Annotated in this window: 25 protein-coding genes; 14 read left to right on the top strand and 11 right to left on the bottom strand. The window is 64.6% G+C overall.

Going from position 1 to position 24,578, the window contains the following annotated elements; genetic code table 11:
- Positions 1 to 15: 15 nt before the first annotated feature.
- Positions 16 to 309 carry a hypothetical protein gene (locus ACZBJS_RS02645; protein ID WP_076826731.1) on the bottom strand — a complete coding sequence of 98 codons (294 nt, stop codon included), beginning with the start codon at positions 307 to 309 and terminating at the stop codon, positions 16 to 18.
- 320 nt (positions 310 to 629) lie between these two features.
- Between ACZBJS_RS02645 and ACZBJS_RS02640 the strand changes: the two genes are divergently transcribed.
- Complete coding sequence (locus tag ACZBJS_RS02640; RefSeq protein ID WP_057017274.1) at positions 630 to 1,457, top strand: SDR family NAD(P)-dependent oxidoreductase; 828 nt, start codon at positions 630 to 632, stop codon at positions 1,455 to 1,457.
- On the opposite strand, the gene pdxR is transcribed toward ACZBJS_RS02640, so the two are convergent.
- Positions 1,435 to 2,889 (bottom strand): MocR-like pyridoxine biosynthesis transcription factor PdxR, encoded by a 1,455-nt coding sequence (pdxR, locus tag ACZBJS_RS02635; RefSeq protein WP_316394881.1) that lies wholly within the window; start codon positions 2,887 to 2,889, stop codon positions 1,435 to 1,437. The two genes, ACZBJS_RS02640 and pdxR, sit on opposite strands and share 23 nt — an antisense overlap.
- 88 nt (positions 2,890 to 2,977) lie before the next feature.
- Between pdxR and ACZBJS_RS02630 the strand changes: the two genes are divergently transcribed.
- Both ACZBJS_RS02630 and ACZBJS_RS02625 read left to right on the top strand, forming a co-directional pair.
- Positions 2,978 to 3,385 (top strand): cupin domain-containing protein, encoded by a 408-nt coding sequence (locus tag ACZBJS_RS02630; protein ID WP_316394883.1) that lies wholly within the window; start codon positions 2,978 to 2,980, stop codon positions 3,383 to 3,385.
- Positions 3,382 to 3,852: a carboxymuconolactone decarboxylase family protein gene (locus ACZBJS_RS02625; RefSeq protein ID WP_168855732.1), complete on the top strand. Its 471-nt coding sequence runs from the start codon at positions 3,382 to 3,384 to the stop codon at positions 3,850 to 3,852. The genes ACZBJS_RS02630 and ACZBJS_RS02625 overlap by 4 nt, the downstream gene beginning before the upstream one ends.
- Positions 3,853 to 3,868: 16 nt before the next feature.
- Here the strand turns inward: ACZBJS_RS02625 and ACZBJS_RS02620 are convergent, their stop codons facing one another.
- Positions 3,869 to 5,209, bottom strand: a complete 1,341-nt coding sequence (locus ACZBJS_RS02620; RefSeq protein ID WP_316394886.1) for an MFS transporter — start codon at positions 5,207 to 5,209, stop codon at positions 3,869 to 3,871.
- Between the two features lie 92 nt (positions 5,210 to 5,301).
- On the bottom strand, positions 5,302 to 6,315 hold the full coding sequence (locus ACZBJS_RS02615) for a methyltransferase (RefSeq protein ID WP_316394888.1): 1,014 nt from the start codon (positions 6,313 to 6,315) through the stop codon (positions 5,302 to 5,304).
- Positions 6,316 to 6,340: 25 nt separating this feature from the next.
- On the opposite strand from ACZBJS_RS02615, the gene ACZBJS_RS02610 reads away from it, so the two are divergent.
- Together ACZBJS_RS02610 and ACZBJS_RS02605 are read left to right on the top strand one after the other, a co-directional pair.
- A complete protein-coding gene (locus ACZBJS_RS02610; protein ID WP_316394890.1) occupies positions 6,341 to 6,604 on the top strand; it encodes a hypothetical protein in 264 nt (87 codons plus the stop codon).
- 79 nt (positions 6,605 to 6,683) lie between these two features.
- Positions 6,684 to 8,297, top strand: a complete 1,614-nt coding sequence (locus ACZBJS_RS02605) for a winged helix-turn-helix domain-containing tetratricopeptide repeat protein (RefSeq protein ID WP_463438306.1) — start codon at positions 6,684 to 6,686, stop codon at positions 8,295 to 8,297.
- Positions 8,298 to 8,407: 110 nt separating this feature from the next.
- Here ACZBJS_RS02605 and ACZBJS_RS02600 read toward each other — a convergent pair whose 3' ends face one another.
- The 3 genes from ACZBJS_RS02600 to ACZBJS_RS02590 form a co-directional block, all read right to left on the bottom strand.
- Positions 8,408 to 9,004: a DUF2889 domain-containing protein gene (locus ACZBJS_RS02600; protein WP_076826478.1), complete on the bottom strand. Its 597-nt coding sequence runs from the start codon at positions 9,002 to 9,004 to the stop codon at positions 8,408 to 8,410.
- Between the two features lie 194 nt (positions 9,005 to 9,198).
- Positions 9,199 to 10,755 (bottom strand): acyl-CoA synthetase, encoded by a 1,557-nt coding sequence (locus ACZBJS_RS02595; RefSeq protein WP_076826479.1) that lies wholly within the window; start codon positions 10,753 to 10,755, stop codon positions 9,199 to 9,201.
- Positions 10,685 to 11,479, bottom strand: coding sequence for a TetR/AcrR family transcriptional regulator (locus tag ACZBJS_RS02590; protein WP_076826481.1), 795 nt, complete (start codon positions 11,477 to 11,479; stop codon positions 10,685 to 10,687). Before ACZBJS_RS02590 ends, ACZBJS_RS02595 begins: the two co-directional genes overlap by 71 nt.
- 95 nt (positions 11,480 to 11,574) lie before the next feature.
- On the opposite strand from ACZBJS_RS02590, the gene ACZBJS_RS02585 reads away from it, so the two are divergent.
- The 5 genes from ACZBJS_RS02585 (at position 11,575) to ACZBJS_RS02565 (ending at position 15,826) form a co-directional block, all read left to right on the top strand.
- Complete coding sequence (locus ACZBJS_RS02585; protein ID WP_463438305.1) at positions 11,575 to 12,759, top strand: lipid-transfer protein; 1,185 nt, start codon at positions 11,575 to 11,577, stop codon at positions 12,757 to 12,759.
- A gap of 7 nt (positions 12,760 to 12,766) precedes the next feature.
- The gene (locus ACZBJS_RS02580; protein ID WP_076826485.1) at positions 12,767 to 13,222 is read left to right on the top strand and encodes a MaoC family dehydratase N-terminal domain-containing protein; all 456 of its coding nucleotides are present in this window, start codon (positions 12,767 to 12,769) and stop codon (positions 13,220 to 13,222) included.
- Positions 13,219 to 13,623, top strand: coding sequence for a MaoC family dehydratase (locus ACZBJS_RS02575; RefSeq protein WP_076826486.1), 405 nt, complete (start codon positions 13,219 to 13,221; stop codon positions 13,621 to 13,623). The genes ACZBJS_RS02580 and ACZBJS_RS02575 overlap by 4 nt, the downstream gene beginning before the upstream one ends.
- Positions 13,624 to 13,840: 217 nt before the next feature.
- Positions 13,841 to 14,668, top strand: a complete 828-nt coding sequence (locus ACZBJS_RS02570) for an SDR family NAD(P)-dependent oxidoreductase (RefSeq protein WP_076826488.1) — start codon at positions 13,841 to 13,843, stop codon at positions 14,666 to 14,668.
- A 12-nt stretch (positions 14,669 to 14,680) separates the two neighbouring features.
- Positions 14,681 to 15,826 (top strand): acyl-CoA dehydrogenase family protein, encoded by a 1,146-nt coding sequence (locus ACZBJS_RS02565; RefSeq protein ID WP_057019698.1) that lies wholly within the window; start codon positions 14,681 to 14,683, stop codon positions 15,824 to 15,826.
- 151 nt (positions 15,827 to 15,977) lie between these two features.
- On the opposite strand, the gene ACZBJS_RS02560 is transcribed toward ACZBJS_RS02565, so the two are convergent.
- Positions 15,978 to 17,468, bottom strand: coding sequence for a methyl-accepting chemotaxis protein (locus tag ACZBJS_RS02560; RefSeq protein WP_063790157.1), 1,491 nt, complete (start codon positions 17,466 to 17,468; stop codon positions 15,978 to 15,980).
- Positions 17,469 to 18,350: 882 nt separating this feature from the next.
- Here ACZBJS_RS02560 and ACZBJS_RS02555 point away from each other — a divergent pair.
- Positions 18,351 to 20,012, top strand: coding sequence for a thiamine pyrophosphate-binding protein (locus tag ACZBJS_RS02555; RefSeq protein ID WP_076826490.1), 1,662 nt, complete (start codon positions 18,351 to 18,353; stop codon positions 20,010 to 20,012).
- A gap of 42 nt (positions 20,013 to 20,054) precedes the next feature.
- A complete protein-coding gene (locus tag ACZBJS_RS02550; protein WP_076826735.1) occupies positions 20,055 to 21,326 on the top strand; it encodes an NAD(P)/FAD-dependent oxidoreductase in 1,272 nt (423 codons plus the stop codon).
- A gap of 20 nt (positions 21,327 to 21,346) precedes the next feature.
- Here ACZBJS_RS02550 and ACZBJS_RS02545 read toward each other — a convergent pair whose 3' ends face one another.
- Positions 21,347 to 21,580, bottom strand: a complete 234-nt coding sequence (locus tag ACZBJS_RS02545) for a hypothetical protein (protein WP_057019701.1) — start codon at positions 21,578 to 21,580, stop codon at positions 21,347 to 21,349.
- Positions 21,581 to 21,622: 42 nt separating this feature from the next.
- On the opposite strand from ACZBJS_RS02545, the gene ACZBJS_RS02540 reads away from it, so the two are divergent.
- On the top strand, positions 21,623 to 21,934 hold the full coding sequence (locus tag ACZBJS_RS02540) for a hypothetical protein (protein ID WP_246786574.1): 312 nt from the start codon (positions 21,623 to 21,625) through the stop codon (positions 21,932 to 21,934).
- Positions 21,935 to 21,940: 6 nt separating this feature from the next.
- Here the strand turns inward: ACZBJS_RS02540 and ACZBJS_RS02535 are convergent, their stop codons facing one another.
- Positions 21,941 to 22,129, bottom strand: a complete 189-nt coding sequence (locus tag ACZBJS_RS02535; protein WP_016848414.1) for a hypothetical protein — start codon at positions 22,127 to 22,129, stop codon at positions 21,941 to 21,943.
- Positions 22,130 to 22,425: 296 nt separating this feature from the next.
- Positions 22,426 to 23,406, bottom strand: coding sequence for an NADPH:quinone oxidoreductase family protein (locus ACZBJS_RS02530; RefSeq protein ID WP_463438304.1), 981 nt, complete (start codon positions 23,404 to 23,406; stop codon positions 22,426 to 22,428).
- Between the two features lie 374 nt (positions 23,407 to 23,780).
- Between ACZBJS_RS02530 and ACZBJS_RS02525 the strand changes: the two genes are divergently transcribed.
- Entirely contained in the window at positions 23,781 to 24,554 is a 774-nt protein-coding gene (locus tag ACZBJS_RS02525; protein ID WP_016848416.1) for a motility protein A, read from the top strand.
- Positions 24,555 to 24,578 lie beyond the last annotated feature (24 nt).

The raw sequence follows: 24,578 nt of genomic DNA, 5'->3' as shown, positions 1-24,578 counted from the left end.
GGGCCCGGCCTGGGATTACGGTCGTGACACCGGGCGCATTGCTGCTTCTTCCTCGAAGAACAGCGCCGCCTGATCCGGTTCGCCGAGGATCGCCGCCGCGCACCCCATGAAGGTGAACGCGCCGGCAAAATCCCACAGCGTGAGGTTCGCCACGCTTGTGCGCACGTGGATCACGCGCGCCGCAATCGCGGCAATGGCTGCCTGGACGAACAACAACAGGCTGAGCACGGGCAGCACGAGTGCGGGCTCAACCAGACGGAGCGTCAGGACGATCGGCAGCGCGGTCAGCGCGCCGAACAACAGCAGCATGCCGTACGGCTCCAGAGAGGGAGTCTTTCGCAGCATCGTGTCTGGAATGATCGAGGACATTCCGGTCCTTTACCGATCCTGACTTGTCGTTCACGTCGAGGATATCAGAACGCGATCTCCTTGACGCGCGACGCGGCGCCGCGCGACCGCCGGCCGCGCGACAAGATGTACGTATGCGGTTCCGGAGAAGGCCCGAGACCCTGGGGGTGATCTTGGACGCCATTTTGGCGCCGCCAGCGCGGTGGCATGCCATGGCAAAGTCCGCGCGGCGCCTTTATCTTTGCTGACAGCGCTGGGCGAACGATCGAAAGGCAATTTCGATGAATATGGCAGGCAAGACGGTGCTGATCACCGGTTCCACCGACGGCGTCGGCCGCTACGTCGCGATGAAGCTGGCGTCGGCCGGCGCCCGGGTCCTGATCCACGGCCGCGATACCAAGCGGGCGCAGACGCTCGCCGACGAGATCAAGCGCCTCAGCGGCCGCGAGCCGATGTTCTACCAGGCCGACCTGTCCTCGCTCGCCGAGGTCCGCGAGTTCGCCCAGCTGGTGCTCGACGACCAGGAACGCCTTGATGTGTTCGTCAGCAACGCGGGCATCGGTTCGCAAAACGAGGGGCCGGCGCGGCAGACCAGCAAGGACGGCCACGAGCTGCGCTTCGCGGTCAACTATCTCGCCGGCTTCCTGCTCGCGCATCTGTTGCTGCCGCGGCTCAAGGCGAGCGCGCCGGCGCGCATCGTCAATGTCGCGTCGCTCGGCCAGCACCCGATCGATTTCGGCGACGTGATGATCACGAAGAACTACAGCGGTGCGCGCGCCTATGCGCAGAGCAAGCTGTCGCAGATCATGTTCACCATCGACCTGGCCACGGAGCTGGAAGGCTCCGGCGTGACCGTCAACTCGCTGCACCCCGCGACCTACATGAACACCACCATGGTGCGCGCCAGCGGCGCGACGCCGATCTCGACCGTCGAGCAGGGCGGTGATGCCATCCTGCGTCTGGTCCAGGACGACGATGTGGCAGGCCGGAGCGGGCTGTTCTTCGACGGTAAGCGCGAGGCGCGCGCCCATGCCCAGGCCTATGACGCCGAGGCGCGCAAGCGGCTCAAGGCGTTGAGCCTGACGCTCACCGGGCTGCGGGCTTCCTGATCCGGCGCGAGACCGGCGCACTTTGGACGCGACCTTGGGCGCGGATCGCCTCGAACAGGCGCTTGCATGCGGCCGGAACGCCGCGATCCGGCACTGTTGCAATGCCGAGCAAGAGACCCGGCTGCGCGCGCTTCGGTGAGAAATACCAGGGCGAGAGCGGGGCGGGCGCCAGCCCGTGCGCGAGCAGTGCCCTGACGATCTCGACATCGGCGGTCTTGTCCGGCAGCGTCAGCATGACGGCGAGGCCGGCAACCCGCACATCGTTGCTCCAGCTCCGTAGCGCCGTCGTCAGCGCATCGCGCCTGTCGCAATAGGCCCGCTTGGTTCGCCTGAGATGGCGGATGTAGTGACCGTCGCGCATGAACTCCGCGGTGGACAGCTGCACCGCTGGGCCGGGAGCAGGGACCAGGCACGTCGCGACATCGGCGAACTGCGCCGCCAACGGCTCTGGCGCAACCAGGAAGCCGAGGCGCAGCGTCGGCGAGATCGTCTTGCTGAAGGAGCCGAGATGGATCACCCGGCCGGCGCGATCGAGCGAGGCGAGCGCCGGCGCGGCACGGCCATCGAGCTGCAATTCGCCGAGATAGTCGTCCTCGATGATGAAGGCTCCGGTTTGGGCGGCCCAGTCGAGCAGCTGCGCGCGACGTTGCGGCGACAGCGGCGGGCCGAGCGGCGCCTGCTGGCCCGGGGTCACGACCGCGAGCGCCGCGTCGGGGGCGTGCTTGAGACCGTGCTCGACATCGATGCCGTTGGCATCGACGGGGATCGGGACGACCTCCAGCCGGCCGAGATCGAGGCCCTTTCGCGTCAATGGAAATCCCGGGTTTTCCATCCAAGCGCGGCGGCCTTCGAGGCCGAGCACGCGCAGCGCGAGGCCGAGTCCTCCGCTGAATCCCGAGGTGATGACGATCTGCGCGGGCGAGCATTCGAGCCCGCGCGCGATCGCGAGATGCGCCGCGATCTCGCGTCTCAATTCGAGCTCGCCGCGTGGATCGACATAGCGCATCACCGCGCTCAATTCCGCCCGGACGGCGCGCGCGCGGATTCGCGCCAGCAGCTTGGCGGGGAGCCTATCCTGCGCGGGGACGCCCATCCGAAAGTGTCCCTGACCGCTCAGATCGCGAAACATCTCCACGACCGATCCGGGAGCGACCGGCGCATCGGGCTTGGCGGCCTTCCTGGGCCGCCTCGCGACGGTGGTGCCGCCCGCCTTCGACGACACGATGTGCTGGGCGTCCGACAGCTTGTCATAGGCCGCCCGCACGGTGCCGCGCGCAACGCCGAGCTGCGCGGCAAGGTCGAGCCACGATGGCAGCCGGGCGCCCGGCACCAGCACGCCGTTGTCGATCGCCGCCGCGATCGCCTTGCGGATCTGCTCGGAGAGCGGCGTCCTGGCCGACCGGTCGAGCGCGATGGGAAGCGGGTTGGGCATGGCTCGTGGTACACCAATTCGGTTCATTCTTGGTGCTTCTTTTTGGCCATGCGTGCCCGCATCTATCCGGTAGCAATGGAGGCACGAGATGAAGACCTTGATGACAACGCTGCTGGCCTGCGCGGCCCTTGCGACTCCGGCGATGGCGCAATCGGTGACGCCGAAGTTCGAGCATATGATCACGAACATTCCCGGCAAGTCGTTGATCGCGGTGGAGGTGAACTTCCCGCCGGGCGAGCCGTCGGCGCCGCATCATCACGCCAAATCGGCGTTTCTCTATGTCTACGTGCTCCAGGGCGCGATCGAGAGCCAGCTGGAAGGCGAGGCCGCGCATGTCTATCGGGCCGGCGAAAGCTTCTTCGAGCCGCCCGGCGCGCATCACGTGCTCGGGCGCAACGCGAGCGCGACCGAACCGGCGAAGCTGCTTGCGGTGTTCGTCGTCGACAGCAACGACAAGGCGCTGACTGTGTTCGACAAGGAAGGACACAAGCAATGAGCATGCGGATCGATTACAACAAGGTCGCCCCCGCGGGCATCAAGGCGCTCGGTGGCGTCTATGGCTACATCACGCAAAGCGGGCTTTCCGCGCAGCTCGTCGAACTGGTCTATCTGCGGATATCGCAGATCAACGGCTGCGCCTATTGCCTGGATTCGCATACCCGCAGCCTGCTGAAGATGGGCGTCAAGGTCGAGAAGCTTGCGGTGCTGCAGGTCTGGCGCGAGGCTGAGGCGCTGTTCGACGCCGAGGAGCGCGCCGCGCTGGCCTGGGCCGAAACCGTCACCCGCGTGGCGGAGACCGCGATTCCGGATGCCGATTACCAGGCGGCCCGCGAGGTGTTCAACGAGAAGCAACTGGTCGACCTGACCATCGCGATCGGCCTGATGAACACCTACAACCGCATCGCCATCGGCTTCCGCAACCCGCCGCAGGCTGTGGTCGAGCATTCCGCTGCGGCGGCTTGATCTTGGCAGGAATGGGTCAACTCCTGGACGGAAGCAACTCATTCGTTGCGGGCCGCATGCTCAGCAGCAGGAGTGCGCCGGAGAGCAAGTACAGCGCCATGACGAAGTACATGCCATAGATGTTGTCGCCGGTGTTCCGCACGATGAACCCGGTGATCGACGGGCTTACCGCCGGACCGAGATTTCCGAGGCTAGTGACGAGGGCAAGGCCGCCGGCCGCCGCGCCCGCTGAGAGATACTCACTGGTCAATGCATAGAAGAGCGGCGGCGCTGATACAAACCCGATGACGGCGAAGGAGAGAGCCAGGATCGAACCAACAAAAGTGCCGTGGAGCAACATGAGAAAGAACAAGCCGCCGGCGGCAATCGTGACGCAGGTCGCATAGTGCCAGCGGCGCTCATGCCGCTTGTCCGAATGACGACCGATCAGGATCATGCAGACGATACCCGCAGCGTTGGCTACTGCGTGATAGACGCCGACCAGTAGCGGATCCTTTACTCCCCAGCTATGGATCAGGGTCGGCATCCAGAATACCATCGTGTAGTTGGCGCCCAGCAGACAAAAACAGGCCAGCGACAACAGGTAGACCTTCGGGTCTCGCAGCAGCTGCCGGAACGTCCCCGAGGTCGCCTTCACGATGTTCTCTTCGTCATGCTGTAAAGCATCGTCCAGCAGCGCCTTCTCCCCCTTCGAGAGCCACGCGGCCTGGAACGGCTTGTCCTTGAGCAGGTAATACACGAGAACGCCGAGGATTGGCGCGGGCAAACCCTGGATCAGAAACAGCCATTGCCAGCCGTAAAGACCGCTGACGCCGTCGAAATACTTCAGGATCGAACCACACAGCGGACCAGCGATGAACATCACAATGGGGGGCGCCGACGCGAGGATCGCGATGACCTGCCCGCGCCTCACCGACGGGTACCAGTACGTCAAGTACAGCAGCACGCCCGGGGCGAAGCCGGCCTCAAAGACACCAAGAAAGAACCTCGCCGCATAGAACTGGAGCGGCGTCGATACAAACATCATGGCGGTCGCCGCCAATCCCCAGAGCACCATGATCCGCAACAGGGTTTTGCGCGCGCCGATCCTTTCCAGAAGAAGATTGCTGGGCACCTCAAACAGGAAATATCCGACGAAGAAGATGCCCGCGCCGAGCCCGTAGACTGCATCATCAAACGGTAGTGTCTGCTTCATCTGAAGCTGTGCGAAGCCGATGTTGATGCGGTCGAGAAAGGCGACCATGCTGGCGATCAGTAGCAAAGGCATAAGGCGCCAGTCGACCTTGGCGAACACGGCCTTGTACGCCGGGTTCTCCAATATCGGCGACGATGACTTGCTTGCAGCAGGCAGATGCATTCTTGTTCCTTCCAAAATATGCTTTTGCCTATGATGTCCTTCAAACCAGTCGCTGCTCCATTGCGCGCGAGTAATGGTCTGACCTCGAAAGCTCAGGTGACCTTTGCCTCGATGACGCTGAGACGCCCGGCCGGACAGGTCGCGGTGTGAGTAAAGCCGGATTCGCGAAACAGCCAGGCGTACTGCTTTTCCGTTCTTTCGAGACCGCCAGGACCGCGAAGCATGAGCAGATCGGTCAGCGTCTGTTCCCTGTGCGCATCGCTTACGCTCGGGAATTCCGGCATGACCCGTTCGATAAGCAGGAGCACGCCCCCTCCGGGGAGCGCCCTTCGACAGTTTGCGAGGATGACCATGCTGCGCTCATCGTTCCAATCGTGAATGATGTTCTTCATGACGATGGCATCCGCGATCGATGGAATCGTCTGGAAGAAATCGCCGGCCATGAATTCGATGCGATCACTGAGCCCGCTGCGCCTCAGATGGCCAGTCGCGGATTCGGCGCAGCGCGGAAGGTCGAAAATAGTCCCTCGGATATGCGGATGCTGCCCGGCTATGGCGCCAACGAGTTCGCCGGAGCCGCCGCCGACATCCATGAGATGAGCGAACGCACCGAAGTCGTAGGCCCCCAGGATATCCGGAATCGCCAGACGGGTCCCCTCCGTCATAGCCGCATTAAATATGCTGACCATCTCCGGATCGCGCGCCATCAGATCAAAGCTGTTTTCATGGTCAAGCAGTTGCGCGGCGGTCTTGCCGGTCATGATCGAGTCCAGCAACCCGGTCCACGATTCGGTCAGAAACCGGCCTTCAAAGATCGTCCAGTTCTTGAGGGACTGGGTTGCGGCCCCGTCAAGGCAAGCCCCCAGTTCGGTCAATGCGTATCGCTCTTCAGCGACCGTGCAAATGCCTATGGTCGAAAGCGCGGTCAGCAGGCGGCGGAGCGCCTGCTTGTTCGCGCCGGTTGCCTCGACGAGTTCGCCGAGGGGCCGCGATCCATCGCGCAGGAGCTCGGCGATCCCCAGCTTCGCGGCGACGTAGATGACCGCGGTCACGCGCTGCGACTGAATAAGGTGCAGCAATCTTGCGGATGCTTGGACAGAGGCCATCGATCATTCCCCCTCATGTTGCTAGTTGGTGCCGGTCCAGCACTCCCGGGCAAACCTGCTCAGGCTCGAAAGCGGCGCGCTGCGCGGCATTGATTGGCCGACCCTGATCTCGGTGTCGCTGACGCCGGGACCGCATCGCCGGTCCGTCCCCGCAATTGGGGAAGGGTTGAAACCTGAAATACTTAGCGCAGTATGGATGACAGAACTGATCATGGAGGCCTGCCTGGCGCTGACCGCTTTTGGTGGATCGCTGCTCGGGACGGTTTTGCTATCCCGCGCCGCAAGATGATGCTGTACAATTGCCGCCAGGTCCCGAAACCTCGCCGATATTCTGCCGATACTTTCCGAAATGGCCCAACGAGGCGTTCTTGCTTAAGTCATCGCAGCCTTCGATTGTGATCGGCGACCGGACCTTGGACCTAGCCCGCGAATTGCTGCTCGACGGGCGCGGCGACATCGTGCCGTTGCGTCCTCAAGCCTGGGCGGTGCTGCGGCTCCTCGCGCAACGCGTCGGGCGCCTGGTGCATAAGGACGAGATATTGGATGAGGTCTGGTCGGACTGCGAGGTCACGGAAGACTCGCTTGTCCAGGCCATCGGCGACATCAGGCAGGCCTTGGGAGGGGCGGGCCGATTGGCCCTGAGAACCTTGCCTCGCCGCGGCTACATGCTGGTCGTGGATGGCGAGCAGGCCGACCGCCCGGCTTCTGCCAGTGTCACGACCTCGTCGATGCCGGACAACGCCGGAAGGCCAGCGGGTTCATCTTCGATCCCACACCTGTCCATTGTTGTTCTACCATTCACAAATATTGGCGGCGATCTGGAGCAGGAATATTTTGTCGATGGCGTGACTCACAGTCTGACTACCGACCTGTCGCGCATCGCCGGCGCGTTCGTCATCGGCCGGGGCACTGCGTTCACCTTCAAGGGAAAGGCGGTGGACGTGAGGGAGATCGGTCGCGAATTGAATGTCCGTTACGCGCTGGAAGGGTCGGTGCAACGCGGCGGCAATCGCTTTCGCCTGAACGTTCAGTTGACTGACACGGAAACCGGAGCCCATGTGTGGGCCGAGCGCTTCGACAAGCCCGCTGCCGACTTGCTGGACATGCAGGATGAGATCGTATCCCGGCTCGCCAATACATTGAACGCCGAGCTTATCAAGGCCGAAGCACGACGGGCAGAACGGTTGCCCCAGCCGGACGCGATGGATCTCTATTTTCAGGGCAGGGCTGTCCTGAATAAAGGAATAGCGCCAGCGGTTATGGCGCGAGCAAGGGATTTCTTCATGCGCGCCCTCGCGCTTGATCCCGACAATATTGAAGCAGCGGTTGCCGCGGCTCAGGTCGATTTTGCGATCGGTTCTTCCTCCATGGCCGATGACGGACCGGCATATTTCAGGGCCGCGGAGAAGGCGCTGAATGGCGTGTTGTTGCGTGCGCCCAATCACCCCAGAGCCCACATGTTGCTCGGCGCGGTTCAAATTCGGACGCGCCGCGCTGCAAAGGGTATCGCTGAATGTCGCCAGGCGCTGGCGCTCGATCGGAATTTGGCCGATGCGCATGGGTTCATTGGCCTCGGGAAGCATGCGCTGGGGCGTGGTGAGGAAGTCGAGGGGCATATTCAAGAGGCGTTACGACTGTCCCCTCGCGATACGCGTGCCTTTCTCTGGATCATGGTTGTCGGGATGGCCAAGTTGATGTCCTGCACCAACGCAGACCTCGAGGCGCTGGACTGGCTTCGCCGGAGCATTGAGGCTAATCCCAATTTTGCGCTCGCTCACTTTCACTTGGCTGGCGCGTTGGCCATGATGGGAGACCTCGAGGAAGCACGATCCAGTGCCAAAGCCGGACTGGCACTCGATCCCAACTTCAGCATTCGTCGATACGACGTCAATGTCGTCTTCCTGTCCGACAATCCGGTATGGCTCGCCAAGCGTAAGCGCTTTTATGAGGGAATGCGCATGGCCGGCGTGCCGGAGAGCTAGTGCCGCGTTCGATCATCTGCGTGAATGGGATAGAGCTGCGACGAGGAGCTGCATTTGAGCTCCAGCAGCGGCGCACCATGCACTCGCCTTGGCCAGCGGCGGGGCACCGCTCACGAACTGTGCTTCGCCTCGGTCGACTTCTGCGCGAACTGCGGAAAGGTCTCGGCCACGACAGGCCCATCCAGCCGCCATGAATAGCAGCCGCCGACGAAGAATGGCGGCTCGGTGACATCGCGCTGGTGATCGAGCGCGCCGCGGCCCTGCGGGTCCTTGCCGGAGGTTGCGGTCTGGAACAGCGTCGTCACCGCCGGACCCAGCAGCTCGGCGAGATGGGTGCAGGTTTCGAGCTTGCCAATCTTGCGACGGACCAGTTCGCGCCAGCCCTTGCCGATGCGTTCGCCGACCAGGCGCTGCAAGATGCCCTCGACGTCGAGGCAGGACGGGTAGGGCGTTGAGGCCATCGTGGTGCCGGTCTCGCGGATCGTAAAACTGTCGTCGACCGCGAGCCGCAGGCGGATGTCGTGCACGGGATCGTCGGGCTGCTGCAGCCCGCGATGCTTGTCCTGTCGGGCATAGGGTTTGGTGTCGACCAGCTGCGCCTCGACTTCCCACAATCCGTCGTCACGGAGATAGCCGAGACATTCGACGGAGCGGCGGTGCATCAGGCGGCGGGGCTTGCCGTCGGTATTGGTATCGGGTGCGGACATCGGAACTCGCTGGATTGAATCTCGAACCGATCCAATCGGCCATGTGCTCCGATGTCAACGCTCGCGGTCGAATGGCGTCATGAGACATCGTCATTCCGGGATGGCGCGTTAGCGCCAGACCCGGAATCTCGAGATTCCGGGTTCGATGCTTCGCATCGCCCCGGAATGATGGGGGTGACGTTGAGAGCTGTCCCTCAGCTCACCCGCCGTTCGCGGTTCTCCCAATACGGCTTTCTAAGCTCGCGCTTTAAGATCTTGCCAGCGCCGGAGAGCGGCAGCGGCGTCGAGGTGATGTCGACGCTGCGCGGGCATTTGTAGCCGGCGATCAGCACCTTGCAGTGCTCCATCAGCTCTTCCGGCGTGGCGCTGGCGCCGCTCTTCATCACCACGACGGCGTGAACCTGCTCGCCCCAGCGTTCGCTCGGGATCCCGATCACGGCGCATTGCGCCACCGCCGCGTGCTGGGCGAGCGCGTTCTCGACCTCGGCCGAATAGACGTTCTCGCCGCCGGAGATGATCATGTCCTTGACACGGTCGACGACGTAGATGAAGCCGTCCTCGTCCATGTAGCCGCCGTCGCCGGTGTGCATCCAGCCGTCGATCACGGCGCGCGCGGTCTCCTCCGGACGCTCCCAATAGCCCATCATCACCATGTCGCCACGCACCGCGATCTCGCCGACGGTGCCCGTCGGTACGACCTTGTCCTCCGCATCGACGATCTTGACCTCGGCGCCAAGCGTCGCCCGGCCGGCGCCGCGGTGCCGGCCCTTGACGCGGCCGTCGCCGATATGCTCCTTCCAGTGCAGCAGGGTCGCGATCGGCGACAGCTCGGTCATGCCGTAGGCTTGCGTGAACTCGACATGCGGCAGCGCCTTCATGGCGCGCATCAGCACGGCGTCGCTGATCACGGAGGCGCCGTAGGAGATTCGCTTCAAGGACGACAGGTCGTAATTGCCGAGCGTCGGGTGGTCGACGAACATCTGGATCATGGTCGGCACGAGCAGCACGTCGGTGATGCGCTCCTTCTGCACGGCGGCTGCGACGCCGTCAGGCGTAAAGCCCTGGATCACGACGTTGGAGCCGCCGGACAGCAGCACCGAATACATCGCCGCGCCATTGGCGAGGTGGAACATCGGCGCCGCGTGCAGGTAGATCGTGCTGCTCGGCCACAAGCCTTCGCCGAGCGCGTTGAGCGCGTTGGCCATCAGATTGCCGTGGCTCAGCATCACGCCCTTGGAGCGGCCGGTGGTGCCGCCGGTGTAGAAGATGCCGGCAAGGTCGTCGCGGCTGCGCATCGCATCCGGAACAGGCGCGCTGCGCGCGATGAGCGTCTCGTAATTCTCCATGCCGGCAGGCGTGTCGCCCTCGTCGGCATAGACCAGCCGCAGGCCGGGGACGGCGCCTGCCAGCGCCGTGCCGACCGGCGCAAACGCCCTGTCGACGAACAGGATCGTTGCGCGGCAGTCGCGCAGCGCGTCCTCGTTCTCGATCGGAGACCAGCGGATGTTGAGCGGCACGATCACGGCGCCGGCCCAGCCGACGGCGAGGTAGAGCTCGAGATAGCGGTCGGAGTTCAGCGACAGGATCGCGACGCGGTCGCCGTCCCGGGCGCCGAGGCCGCGGATCGCGGCGGCGAGGCGGGCGACGCGTTCGCCGACCTCGCGCCAGTTGCGCCGCCGCTCACCGCAGACGACTGCGAGCCCGTTTGGATTGACCTGCAGCGCGCGCCGCAGTCCGTGTGTGATGTTCACTCGTCTCCTCCCTTGATGCGTTTCCCCTGCGAGGCGGTTTGTCCGCCTTCTCGTGCGCCGTTGTCTTGCGCGTTGATGTCATTTGCGTTGTTGTTTTGGCGATGCCTTCGGTGAGGCGGATCGCGAACTCGTCGGCGACGGCGCGTCCGCTCAGCTCGCCGCCCGGCTGGAACCAGTGGCCGATCCAGTTCAGCGAGCCGGCGATCGCGAAAGCCGCGAGCTTCGGGTCGCACGGCTTCACCGAACCGTCCGCGACGCCCTGTGCGATATAGTCGCGGAAGGCGCGGTCGATCCGCCGCTTCGCCGTCTGCACGATCTTGCGATTGTCCTTGCTGAGGTCGCGGATGTCGAACCGGACCAGGCTCTTGCCGTAGTCCGCGGTCATCAGCTCGGCATAGCGGACGGTGAGCTTGCGCAGCTTGTCGAGCCCTGAGCCGCCGCCCGCCGACGTCTCGGCAATGCATTCGTCGACCAGCTCATTGCCGATCGACCAGCACTCGAACAGGATCTCGTCCTTGCCGCGGAAGTAGTTGTAGAGCGCCGGCTTGGTGATGTTGAGCCGCTTGGCGACGTCGTTCAGCGTGGCACGGTGATAGCCCTGTTCAAGGAACAGGGCTACGGCCGTGCGCAGCACTGCCTCGCGCTTCTCGTCGCGGGCGCGGCGCCGGCTTTCGAATGGCAGCCATGGCGACTCGTTGCTGGAAGAGGGGGAGTGGGCGTCCATCGCGTCGGCTGTTGTCGCATTGACTCCGGAAGATCGCCCGTATATTACCCATGGGTAATAAATAGTCCAGTGGGTAATTTCCGGGAGGACACGCGATGACGTCACGCACCTATATTGCCGGGGTCGGCAATCTCCCGTTCGTCAAGCCCGGCGCCAATGCGCCGTATCACGTGATGGGCGCCGAAGCGGCGAAGCTGGCGCTCGCCGACGCCGGGCTCGACTACGGCCGCGTGCAGCAGGCCTATGTCGGCTACGTCTATGGCGACTCCACCTGCGGGCAGCGCGCGCTCTATCCGGTCGGCATGACCGGCATCCCGATCGTCAACGTCAACAACAACTGCTCGACCGGCTCGACCGCGCTGTTCCTGGCGCGGCAGGCGATCGAGTCAGGCGCGGCCGATTGCGTGATGGCGCTCGGCTTCGAGCAGATGAAGCCCGGCGCGCTCGGGGCCGTGTTCACCGACCGTCCCAGTGCGTTCGACGATTTCGACGCCGCGGCCGACAAGCTGGTCGACGCGCCCGGCGTGCCGCTGGCGCTGCGCTATTTCGGCGGCGCCGGCCTCAGCCACATGAAGAAATACGGCACGCCGCTCTCCGCCTTTGCAAAAGTGCGCGCCAAGGCGAGCCGTCATGCCAAGAACAATCCACTGGCGCTGTTCCGCAAAGAGGTCACCGCCGACGACGTGATGAACGACCAGGTGATCTGGCCCGGCGTGATGACGCGGCTGATGGCGTGCCCGCCGACCTGCGGCGGCGCCGCCGCGATCCTGGTCTCGGAGAAATTCGCCGACCAGCACGGCCTCAACAAGCAGGTCCGCATCGCGGCGCAGGCGATGACGACCGACACGCCCTCGACCTTCGGTGCGTCAGACATGATGCAGGTGGTCGGCTACGACATGGCGCGGGATGCCGCGCGCAAGGTCTATGAGGCCGCCGGCATCGGGCCTGATGATCTCGACGTCGTCGAGCTGCACGACTGCTTCGCGCACAACGAGCTGATCACCTATGAGGGGCTTGGCCTGTGCGGCGAGGGCGAGGCCGCGAAATTCATCGACGACGGCGACAACTCCTATGGCGGCAGGATCGTCACCAACCCGTCCGGCGGGTTGCTGTCGAAGGGCCATCCGCTCGGCGCCACCGGGCTTGCGCAGTGCTATGAGCTGACGCGGCAGCTGCGCGGCACCGCTGCGGCGACGCAGGTGGAGGGCGCGCGGATCGGCTTGCAGCACAATCTCGGCCTCGGCGGCGCCTGCGTCGTGACGCTCTACGAACGCGCTTGAGGTCGTCATGGTCGATCAATCCGCTGTCGGGCGTACATTTACGCCCGTGACCGCGCGCGTCGAGCCGGGGCGGCTGCGCTTCTTCCTCGATACGCTCGGCGAGACGAATGCCGTCTATCGCGACGAGGCGGCCGCGCAAGCGGCCGGCTTCACGGCGGCGCCGGTGCCGCCGACCTATCTGTTCTGCCTCGAGATGATGGATGCGCCGGACCCGTTCGAGTTCCTCACGGCGCTCGACATCGATCTGGCGCGCGTGCTGCACGGCGAGCAGCGCTTCGACTATCATGCGCCCGTCGTGGTCGGCGACACCTTGACCTTCCGCCCGCGCGTCACTGGCGTGACCGACAAGAAGGGCGGGGCGATGACGCTGATCGTGGTCGACACCCCGGTCACCAACCAGAACGGTGTCCATGTCGCCGATGTCTCGCGCACCGTCGTGGTACGCAATGCGAGGCCGTCATGAGCAGCTCTCCCTCTGTCGGCGACCGCATCGTCCACAAGGAGTTTCCACCGATCACCCGCCATCGCCTCGCGCTGTATTGCGGCGCCTCCGGCGATCACAATCCGATCCATGTCGACATCGATTTCGCGAAGGCGGCCGGCTTCCCCGACGTGTTCGCGCACGGCATGCTGGTGATGGGCTATCTCGGCCAGGCGCTGACCGACGCGGTGGCGCCGTCGCGCATCCGCTCGTTCTCGACCCGCTTTGCGGCGATCACCCAGCTCGGCGCGAAGCTGACCTGCGAGGGCACGGTGACCGAGCTGGTCGAGCAGGGCGGTGAGAGGCGCGCAATACTCGCGCTGACCACCAGGGATCAGAACGGCGAGATCAAGCTCGCCGGCGAGGCGGTTATCGCGCTGTAGTGCGAAAGGTCTCGCCACGAGGGATTGTGCGCTCCCTCGCCCCGCTCTTGCGGGGAGAGGGTTTGGGTGAGGGGCTGCTTCCGCGCACTCTGGAGGTGGTGAGACCTGTACCCCCTCACCCGGAACGCATCTGACAATGCGTTCCGACTTCTCCCCGCAAGCGGGGCGAGGTGAGGCGGGCATACCGCAAAGATCACGTTGTTTGAGGGAGGTTTGAATGTCAAAGCTGCAAGGCAAAGTCGCGCTCGTCTCGGGCTCCGGCCGCGGCATCGGGCGCGCGATTGCGCTGAAGCTCGCGAACGAGGGCGCGCGCGTCGTGGTCAACGACCTCGATGCCGAGCCGGGCGATGCGGTCGTCGCGGAGATCAAGGCCATGGGCGGCGAGGCGATCGCGGTCAATGGCAGCGTGACCGAAGCCGGCTTTGCCGATCGCTTCGTCGGCGCCGCGATCGAGCGGTTCGGCGGTCTCGACATCATCGTCAATAATGCCGGGTACACCTGGGACTCGACGATCCAGAAGATGACCGACGAGCAGTTCCAGGCGATGCTGGACGTCCATCTGGTCGCCCCGTTCCGCATCATGCGCGCGGTGTCGGAGCCGATCCGAGTGATGGCGAAGAGGGAGGCCGAGGCGGGCCGCGAGGTGTTCCGCAAGGTCGTCAACATCTCCTCGATCGCGGGCCTCTACGGCAATGCCGGGCAGGCGAGCTATTCGTCCGCCAAAGCATCGCTGATCGGGCTGACGCGCACGATGTGCAAGGAGTGGGGCCGCTACAAGGTCAACGTCAATTGCGTGGCGTTCGGCCTGATCAACACCCGCCTGACCCAGCCGATCGAGACCCAGCAGAAAACCATCGACGTCGCCGGCCGCGACATCAAGGTCGGCGTCCAGCCGCAGATGCTGGAGGCGATGGGCCGCATGATCCCGCTCGGCCGCGGCGGCACGCCGGAGGAGGCGGCCGATGCGGTCTATCTGTTCTGCGCTCCGGAATCGAATTACATCAGTGGTCAGGTGATCGTCGCCGGCGGCGGTCTTCTGATTTAATACGAGGGCAGAATGCACTACCGATCGTCCTGGATGACCGAGGAGCTGGACACCTTCCGAGACCAGTTCCGCAAATTCCTCGCCAAGGATCTGGCGCCGCACGCCGAAAAATGGCGCGAGCAGAAGCTGGTCGATCGCTCGGCCTGGCGCGCGCTCGGCGAGATGGGCGCGTTGCTGCCGAGCGTGCCCGAGGCCTATGGCGGCTTAGGGGCCAGCTTCGCCTATGACGCCGCCGTGCTCGATGACCTCGAGAGCACGGTGCCGGAGCTGACCACCGGCGTCTCCGTGCACAGCGCGATCGTCGCGCATTACATCGTCAACTATGGCTCGGAGGAGCAGAAGAAACGTTGGCTGCCGAAGATGGCGTCGGGTGAGATGGTCGGCGCCATCGCGATGACCGAGCCCGGCACCGGCTCGGATCTGCAGGCCGTCAAGACCACGGCGAAGAAGCAGGGCAATTCCTACGTCATCAACGGCCAGAAGACTTTCATCACCAACGGCCAGGCCGCCGATCTCGTCATCGTGGTGGCGCGGACCGGGGCTCCGGGCGCCAAGGGCATCTCGCTGATCGTGGTTGAGACCGCGGGCGCCGAGGGGTACCGGCGCGGGCGCAACCTCGACAAGATCGGGCTGCACGCATCAGACACGTCGGAGCTGTTCTTCGATAACGTCACGGTGCCGCCGGAGAACCTGCTCGGCGCCGAGGAGGGCAACGGCTTCGTACAGCTGATGCAGCAATTGCCGCAGGAGCGGCTGTCGCTCGCGATCGGCGCGGTCGCCTCGATGGAGCGCGCGGTCAGGATCACCGCCGAATACACCAAGGAGCGCACCGCGTTCGGCAAGCCGCTGCTCGAATTCCAGAACACCGCCTTCAAGCTTGCCGAGCGCAAGACCGAGGCGATGATCGCCCGCGTGTTCGTCGACTGGTGCGTCGAGCGCCTGGTCGCCGGCGACCTCGACACCGTGACGGCGTCGATGGCGAAATGGTGGTGCTCGCAGAAGCAGGTCGAGACCGCCGACGAATGCCTGCAGCTGCATGGCGGCTACGGCTACATGCAGGAATATCCGATCTCGCGCATGTTCATCGATTCCCGCATCCAGAAGATCTATGGCGGCACCAACGAAATCATGAAGCTCCTGATCGCGCGTTCGCTGTAGGCGGGCGCATCTTTGGCCGTCGTTCCGGGGCACGCGAAGCGTGAACCCGGAATCTCGAAGTTGCGGCTTGAGATTCCGGGTTCGATGCTCGCGCATCGCCCCAATGACGCGGAGGGGTGAGTGCGCGCTCATCTCCTTCGGCCGTGCGCCGCTACATCGCCCGTACGTTCTTGAGGAACTTGTCGACCTGAACTTCCAGCTCTGAGGCGTTGCTGGCGAGCTCTCCGGAGGCCGCCAGCACGTTCTCGGCGGCCTTGCTGGCATCGTCGATCGCCTTGGTCGTGCCGTTGATGTTTGCGGTGACCTCCTTGGTGGCCGCGGCCTGTTCCTCGACCGCGCTGGCGATCACGGTCGAGATCTCGCTGATCTGGACGATGACCTGCGAGATCGCCTTCAGCGCCGTGGCGGTGTTGCCGGTCGCGGCCTGCATCTCGTTGATCTGCGCCGAAATGTCTTCCGTGGCCTTGGCGGTCTGGTTGGCCAGCGCCTTCACCTCGGAGGCGACGACGGCGAAGCCGCGTCCGGCCTCACCGGCCCGCGCGGATTCGATGGTTGCGTTGAGCGCAAGCAGGTTGGTCTGGCCGGCGATTTGGCTGATCAGGGCGACGACGTCGCCGATCTTCTGCGCCATGGTCACGAGACCCGCGACCAGCTTGTCGGACTTCTCGGCTTCGTCGACCGCCATGCGGGCAATGCGGCTCGCCTCGGCCACCTGGCGGCTGATCTCGTTGACCGAGGACGACAGCTCCTCGGACGCGGACGCCGCGCTCGCCGAGCGCTGATTGACGAATTCGGCGGTCGTCGTCAGCGATCGCGCAGTGCCCTGCATTTGCGTCGACGCCGACGCCAGCATCCCGGCAAGGCCCTTCACGTCCTTCTCGAAATCGTCCGCCAGCTTCACATTGCCTGTCACGACCGACCAGCTCAGCATCGCGCCGGTGTAGTTGCCGCGCTTGTCGGTCAGCCCGGAGACCCGCAGGTCGAGCGTTTCCGGACCGAGCTTGATCTTGGCCGCATGCGGCAGGTTTTTGGGATCGCCGACGATGCGGCGCTGGTGCGCCGGGTTCTTGTGGAAGATGTCGAACGAGTTGCCGAGGATCTTGTCCGGCGCCACCGGAAGCAGGTGCTTCACGGTGTCGAGCGTCTTGAGGCTGGTCTGGTTGATGTAGGTGATGTTGAAATCGGTGTCGCACATCATGATGTTGATCGGCATGTTGTCGAGCATCTGCAACAGCCGTTCGGTCTGCGTTTCAAGCCGCGCCTTCTCGGTCGCGAGCTCCCAGGTCAGCATCGGGCCGGTGTAGCGGCCGCGCGAATTGGTCATAGCCGTCACGGTGAGATCGAGCGTCTCGCCGCCGATGGTGATACGCGCCTTGTGCGGCAGGTTCTTCGGGTCGGACAGCAGCCGGCGCTGATGCTGCGGGTTCCTGTGAAATATATCGATCGATTGCCCGATCAGCGCGTCGACCTTTACCGGCAGCACATGCTCGATCTTCTTCAGGTTCTGCCGCGTCGACTCGTTGATGTAGGTGATTTTGAAATTGTCCAGCTCGCAGAGCATGACACTGATCGGCATGTCGTCGAACAGCCGGTACGAACTGTCCGAGCCGATCACGCTTGCGACGCTCTTCATCCCCAACATGCATTGCCTCCAGCCTTGATAATGATCTTGGTGAATTGAAACGGTGCACCTGATCGGCAGCGGAATGCCTTCCACCGCCGGCCCCACGCAGGTGCGTTACACGATTTACAATTTCTGACTGTGTGGAACGGTAAGCGATTCGAATTCCACCAAGAAGGGCACGCAATGCGCCGCGTGCGATCGCACAAGGTCGAACGCGCGATGCTCGCGATGAGCGCAGCCGAAAACGTCGCACAACACCGCGATTTGCCGTGAAATCCGCGCGATCCGGCGACGAAGATGTGAAGCGGCCGATCGCTGCACCGTAATCTTACGGAAGCACACGCGTGCGCTCCTAATGATTGTTATCGTGCACATAACGTGTGGCTCATGCAGATTGTGCCACGCCATCGCGCGCAGCGGAGAGCTCTTGACTGCAATCGTCTCGGCGGCCACGCGCTGTCGGTCTTGGCGATGCGGCGTGCGAGCATTCTTTCGCCTGCGCTCTGTTGAGTCGATCGGCGCCTCGTGATGACAGGGCGGCCGCATCGTCGATGCGGGTGTTCATGAAAGAAGCCCGCGCAGGTTGATCATGCCGCGCGAGACCCGATCGGGGTCACGGACCGGCGTCGTGGTCCCGCGCGAGCGCAACGAGATCGCCCTCGAGCCGGACGATCGTGACCTGCGTTGCTTGCCGGCCGGCGGCTTCAATCCTGCCGGCGATCGTCCGCTCTGCGGAAATCGATGACGAAACGGCGTTGCCCATTGCCTACCGCATGGCTTGGCGCCGCTGCGCGCGGGAGACGCAGCTTCGGCCTTGCACCCTATTTCCGTCTATCATACCCCGTGGGACCACGATCCGCGCGAAGCTCAAACGCGCGCCAGTACTTGCAGGGAGCCCTCATGACCAAAAGCAATGCCCGCACCGGAGGCCAGATCCTGATCGACCAGCTGGTCGCGCAAGGGGTGGAGCGCGTCACCTGCGTGCCGGGCGAGAGCTATCTGGCGGCGCTCGACGCCTTGCACGACAGCGCGATCGACGTCGTGATCTGCCGCGCCGAGGGCGGGGCCGCGATGATGGCGGAGGCCTATGGCAAGCTCACGGGACGTCCGGGCATCTGCTTTGTCACCCGCGGTCCGGGCTCGACCAATGCCGCCCATGGCGTGCACATCGCGATGCAGGACTCCACCCCGATGATCCTGTTCGTCGGCCAGGTCGACACCGGCATGCGCGAGCGCGAGGCATTCCAGGAACTCGACTACAAGGCGGTGTTCGGCACGATGGCGAAATGGGCGGTCGAGATCGATCGTCCGGATCGCATTCCGGAACTGGTCGCGCGCGCCTTCCGCGTCGCGCTGCAGGGCCGGCCCGGTCCGGTGGTGATCTCGCTGCCGGAGAACATGCTGACTGAAACCGCCGCGGTCGCCGACGCGCCGAAGGTCGAGCCTGCGGCGACCTGGCCTGCGCCGGCCGATCTCGAGCGCCTCGGCAGCATGCTCGCCGGCGCCAAGGCGCCGATCGTGGTGCTCGGTGGCTCGGCCTGGACCGCGGAGGCCGCCAAGGGCATTGCGCGCTTCGCCGAGCGCTTCGACCTGCCGGTTGCCACCTCGTTCCGCCGCGCCTCGCTGTTCGACGCCGACCACTCGCATTATGCCGGCGATCTTGGCATCGGCCCGAGTCCGAAGCTCAGGGATCGCATCACCGGCGCCGACGTCATCCTCCTGATCGGCGGCCGCATGTCGGAAATGCCGTCCTCGTCCTACACGCTGCTCGACATTCCGGTGCCGAGCCAGAAACTGATCCATGTCCATCCCGGCGCCGAGGAGCTCGGCCGTGTCTACCAGCCGGCGCTGGCGATCCAGGCGACGCCTGCGGCCTTTGCCGCCGCGGTCGAGACCATGATGCCGGCGGCAGTGCCGGCCTGGAAGGGCGAGGCGGCCAAGGCGCACGCGGATTACCTCGCCTGGACCGACAAGCCGCGCGAGCTGCCGGGCAGCTTCCAGTATGGCGAGGTCGTGACCTGGCTGCGCGATCGCCTGCCGAAGGATGCCATCGTCTGCAACGGCGCCGGCAATTATGCCGGATGGATTCACCGCCACCATCGCTTCCACGCTTTCGCCGCGCAGCTCGCGCCGACCTCGGGCTCGATGGGCTACGGCGTGCCGGCGGCTGTGATGGCCAAGCGGCATCATCCGGACCGGGTCGTCGTGGCGTTCGCCGGCGACGGCTGCTTCCTGATGAACGGGCAGGAGTTCGCCACCGCCGTGCAGTATGACGCGCCGCTGATCGTCGTCGTCATCGACAACGCGCAATACGGCACCATCCGCATGCATCAGGAGCGCGACTATCCGGGCCGCGTCGTCGGCACCCAGCTCAAGAACCCGGACTTCGCGCTTTACGCCAAGGCGTTCGGCGGCCATGGCGAGCGGGTCGAGCGCACCGAAGACTTCGCGCCCGCGTTCGAGCGCGCGCTGGCCTCCGGCAAGCCCGCGATCCTGCACTGCCTGGTCGATCAGCGTGCGCTGTCGGTCGGCAAGGATTTTGCGCCGCAGGCCACGCGCTAGGGCATGATCCGGAAAAATGCGAAGCGGTTTTCCGAGGAGATCATGCCCAAACAAAAGTCCCGTCACGTCGCGATCATCGGGGCCGGCGCGGTCGGCGTCATCAGCGCCATCGAGGCGCTGCGTGCGGGCCACAGCGTAACCTTGATCGATCCGGGCGAGCCCGGCGGCACCCAGGCGGCGAGCTACGGCAATGCCGGTTGGCTGTCGTCGCATTCGGTGATCCCGCCGGCCGAGCCGGGCACCTGGAAGAAGGTGCCGGGCTATCTGATGGATCCGCTCGGGCCGCTGGCGATCCGCTGGTCGTATCTGCCGAAGGCCTTGCCGTGGCTGGTCAAGTATCTGCTGTCGAGCCGGACCGAGGCGCAGGTCGAGGCCACCGCGCGGGCGATGCGCGATCTCCTGAAGGATGCACCGCTGCTGCACCGGCAACTCGCCGAGGAAGCCGGCGTGGGCGAATTGATCGAGCGGCGCGGGGTGATGCATGTGTTTCCCTCACGCGCGCCGTTCGACCGCGATCTCGGCTGGCGCATCCGCAAGCGCGTCGGCATCGAATGGCTGGAGCTCGATGAAGACGAGATGCGCCAGCGCGAGCCCGATCTGCATCCGCGCTACAAATTCGGCGTCGTGGTGGAGGAGGCGGGCCGCTGCCGCGATCCCGGCGCCTATGTCGCGGCGCTTGCCGCGCACGCCGTCGCGAACGGCGCCGAACGCGTCGCCGCCAAGGCAACGGGCCTCAGGCTCGCCGGTGACAGGCTTGTCGCTGTGATCACCGAGAGCGGCGAGATTGCCTGCGACGCCGCCGTCGTCGCCGCGGGCGCGCGCTCCAGGCAATTGACCGCCTCGATCGGCGATCCGCTGCCGCTGGAGACCGAGCGCGGCTATCACGTCATGATCGAAAATGCGGAATCCGGCCCGCGCAATTCGATGATGGCCTCCGATGCCAAGATGGTCGTCAACTGGACCGATAAGGGCCTGCGCGCCGCCGGCACGGTGGAGATCGCGGGGCTTGACGCCGCGCCGAACTGGAAGCGCGCCGAAATCCTGCGCAAGCACCTCTTCAATATGTTCCCGAAGCTGCCGACGGATATTCCGCCATCGCGGATCAAGACCTGGTTCGGCCATCGGCCGAGCATGCCGGACGGGCGCCCCTGCATCGGTTATGCCCGTGCCACGCGCGATGTGGTCTACGCCTTCGGCCACGGCCATGTCGGCCTGGTCGGATCGGCCCGGACCGGCCGGCTGGTCGCGCAACTCCTGAGCGGCAAGGCGCCGGAGATTCCGCTCGCCCCGTTTGCGCCCTCGCGCTTCCTGTAGGAAGCAACGGCGGCGAAGCCTCAGCTGTCGCCGGCCCAGGCCGTGATCGCGGCCGGTGCGATCACGCGTCGCGGTGCGTGCGGATTGATCGTTCCGGCGCTGACGTCCTGCGTCTGAACGAGCAGCGTGCGCGCAAACGCCTTGGCGTCCTGCTCGGTCGTGAAGGTACGGGTCTGGCGCGCGAAGCGGTGATGTCCGGCGTCAGGATTTCGCATGGCGAACGAGACGTACCAGATGGCCTTGTCGGTCTTCATCGCGCCTCTTTGGTGGTAATCCGCCCGCGCGATCGCGACGTGATGCTCGATGCTCGATGTGCAAAAAGTGCCAAGACAAAGAATCCTGAAATACAACACATTGCGGCGAATAGGCTCCTCGGCGAACCAGCAATGCTACAGCATCGGCACGTCTACCGATACTGGCGGCATATTACCTGTCAACCGATGGGTGAAATGACAATGCGCCGTTGCGACGTTGGTTCCATCCGGCAAATTGTCATGTCGGACGAGGCGCTGGTCGCGGTCCGCGAGGGCGAAGCGGCGGCCCTGAAGCCCGTGAACTGGTGGCGAGCCGTCACGACAAGTGTCGATACTTTCGAACGCTCGACGTAGGCCTCGCTAAATGACTTGGTCCTCCTTGCGGGCTGCGTTGATGGTTTCCTCCACCTCGGCGGCAAGGGCCGTGAGATGTTCGGCGAGCTTGCTGAACAACTCGCGCTTGCGCATGTCAGTCGCCAGGTCTCGGATCAACGCACATTCCGCCGCGTCGCGGCGAAGCTTTTCGAGATGCGTCAGCATGTCCTGCATTTTTCGTCCCCGAATGCCGTACTCCGCAACGCTAAGGCGGCACAGAACCGCGTAACAATAACCTGTGATAATTTTCGCGAACCTTGGCGAGGGTCGCGTATTTTTCTGACCCTCAAGGCAAGCTTGGCTTGCGACATTCAGTGTCGTCCCTGCGAAAAGCAGGGACCCATAACCACAAGCGCTGATTGGTGTGCTTCGCTGGAATGACCAGCTTTGTTCACAACATCCGCCGCGGCGTATGGGTCCCTGCTTTTCGCAGGGACGACAGCGAGGATGAGGCGATAGCGCTGCCTCTCTCACGACCCGATCCGCACCACCATCTTGCCGAGCGCCGCACGGGTCTGCATGGTGGTGAAGGCCGCGCGAAAATCGTCGAATGCGAACACCTTACCGACAACAGGCGTCAGTCGGCCATCGTTCAGCCATGCCGACAATTGCGTCATCACGCGCGCCTGCGCCTCGGGCTCGCGCCGCGCGATCTGGGCGGCATCGACGCCGATCAGGAGGCCGCCTTTCAGGAGCGGCAGATTGAACGGCAATGCGGGAATGCTGCCGGCCGCGAAGCCGACCACGACATGGCGGCCGTTCCAGGCGATCGAGCGGAACGCCTGCAGCGAGACCTCGCCGCCGACCGGATCGAAGATCACGTCGGCGCCGTGGCCGCCGGTCGCGTTCTTCAGCGCGTCGCGCCAGTCGGGCTTCGTGTAGTCGACGACAGCGTCGGCACCGAAGCTTGCGGCGAAGTTGCGCTTCTCCTCCGTCGAGGCCGCGGCGACGACGCGCGCGCCGAGCAGCTTGCCGACTTGAATGGCGGCGATGCCGGTGCCGCCGGCGGCGCCGAGCACCAGCAACTGCTCGCCGGCCTTGAGCGAGCCGCGCTCGCCGAGCGCATAGAGCGCGGTGAGGTAATTGGTGCGAAAGGCCGCGGCGGCCTCCATCGACAGTCCGTTGGGCATGATCTCGACGGCGTCGGGCGGCACCACGATGTGCTCGGCCAGCGCGCCCGAGCGCGCCGCGCCCATCACCCGCATGCCCGGCGCGATGCCGGCGACGTCGCCTGCGACCGCATCGACCACGCCAGCGAATTCCGCGCCCGGCGTAAAGGGCAGGGCATCCTTGGTTTGGTAGCGGCCCTCGACCTTCAGCCCATCGACGAAGCCGATGCTCGCGGCGTGGACCTGGACTCGGATCTGTCCGGGGCCGGGTTCGGGGGTGGCGATCTCCCTCAGCCCGATCTGATCGATGGGCGCGTATTGCTCGACGACGACGGCCTTCATCCTGTCCTGCTCATTGGTTGGTTTCCTCGAGAGCCTTTTCCGCTCCGATTGAATCGGAACGGAGCCCCGGATTCTTGTATTGACGCGTCTTCTTCACGCGAGCCGGTAGCCAGTTCGCGCGAATACGCTTCCGGCAAACCTATCCCATGTCCGTTGTTCTACGGGGAGGGGATTTGCGCATGCGACGGCAGGCTCGCATGCGGAAAGCCAGCATCTTCAACGACATCGCGAAAAGACCGGCGTTTACCCGTTGTTATCCCTACCAAATTCGGTAACGCGTCCTTAATGGCGTTAACGTTAGGGTTTTCCACGCGGCCCGCCTTGGGCTGCGCGCCGTCCAGGACGGGCAGGTTGCGTACGCGTTGGAGTCTCCTATGGATATCATGACTGGCGCCGGGCTGTTGGCTGGCATCATCGTCATCGCGGTGATGATGTTCATGGGCGGCGACCTGCACATGTTCATCTCCGAACACGCCATGATCATCATCTTCGGCGGCTCGATCGCGGCGACGATGATCCGCTTCCCGCTGGGCGTGATGCTGCATGGGCTGCCGCTCGGCGCCAAATTCGCCTTCACGATGAGCCGGCTGTCGGCCCGCGACCTCGTCGACGAGCTCGCCCGCATCGCCGAGATCGCCCGCAAGCAGGGGCCGGTCGGCCTGGAAAAGGTCGAGACCGACGAGCCGTTCCTCGCCAAGGGCATCCGTTACGTCGCCGACGGTTACGACCTCGAATTCATCCGCGACAACATGGAGCGCGACCGCGACAACTTCCTGATGCACCTCGACGAGGGCAGCAAGATCTATCGCGCGATCGGCGACTGCGCTCCGGCGTTCGGCATGATCGGCACGCTGATCGGCATGGTGCAGATGTTCGCCAACATGACCGACCCCTCCAAGCTCGGCCCGTTCATGGCGACCGCGCTGCTCGCGACGCTGTACGGCGCGCTGGTCGCCAATTTGTTCTGCCTGCCGATTGCCGACAAGCTGCACGGCAAGCTGCTCGACGAGGAGACCAACCGCACGCTGATCATCGACGGCATCCTGATGATCCGCGACTCCAAGAGCCCGGCGCTGGTGCGCGAGATGCTGCTGGCCTATCTGCCGGAGAAGCATCGCCAGGAGGAAGGCGAGCCGGTTCCGGCCTGACCGGACCGCGCTTTCGGGAAACGC

The organism is Bradyrhizobium sp. KZN70725 (assembly GCF_055264925.1).
This window is presented reverse-complemented; position numbering and strand designations above follow the sequence as displayed.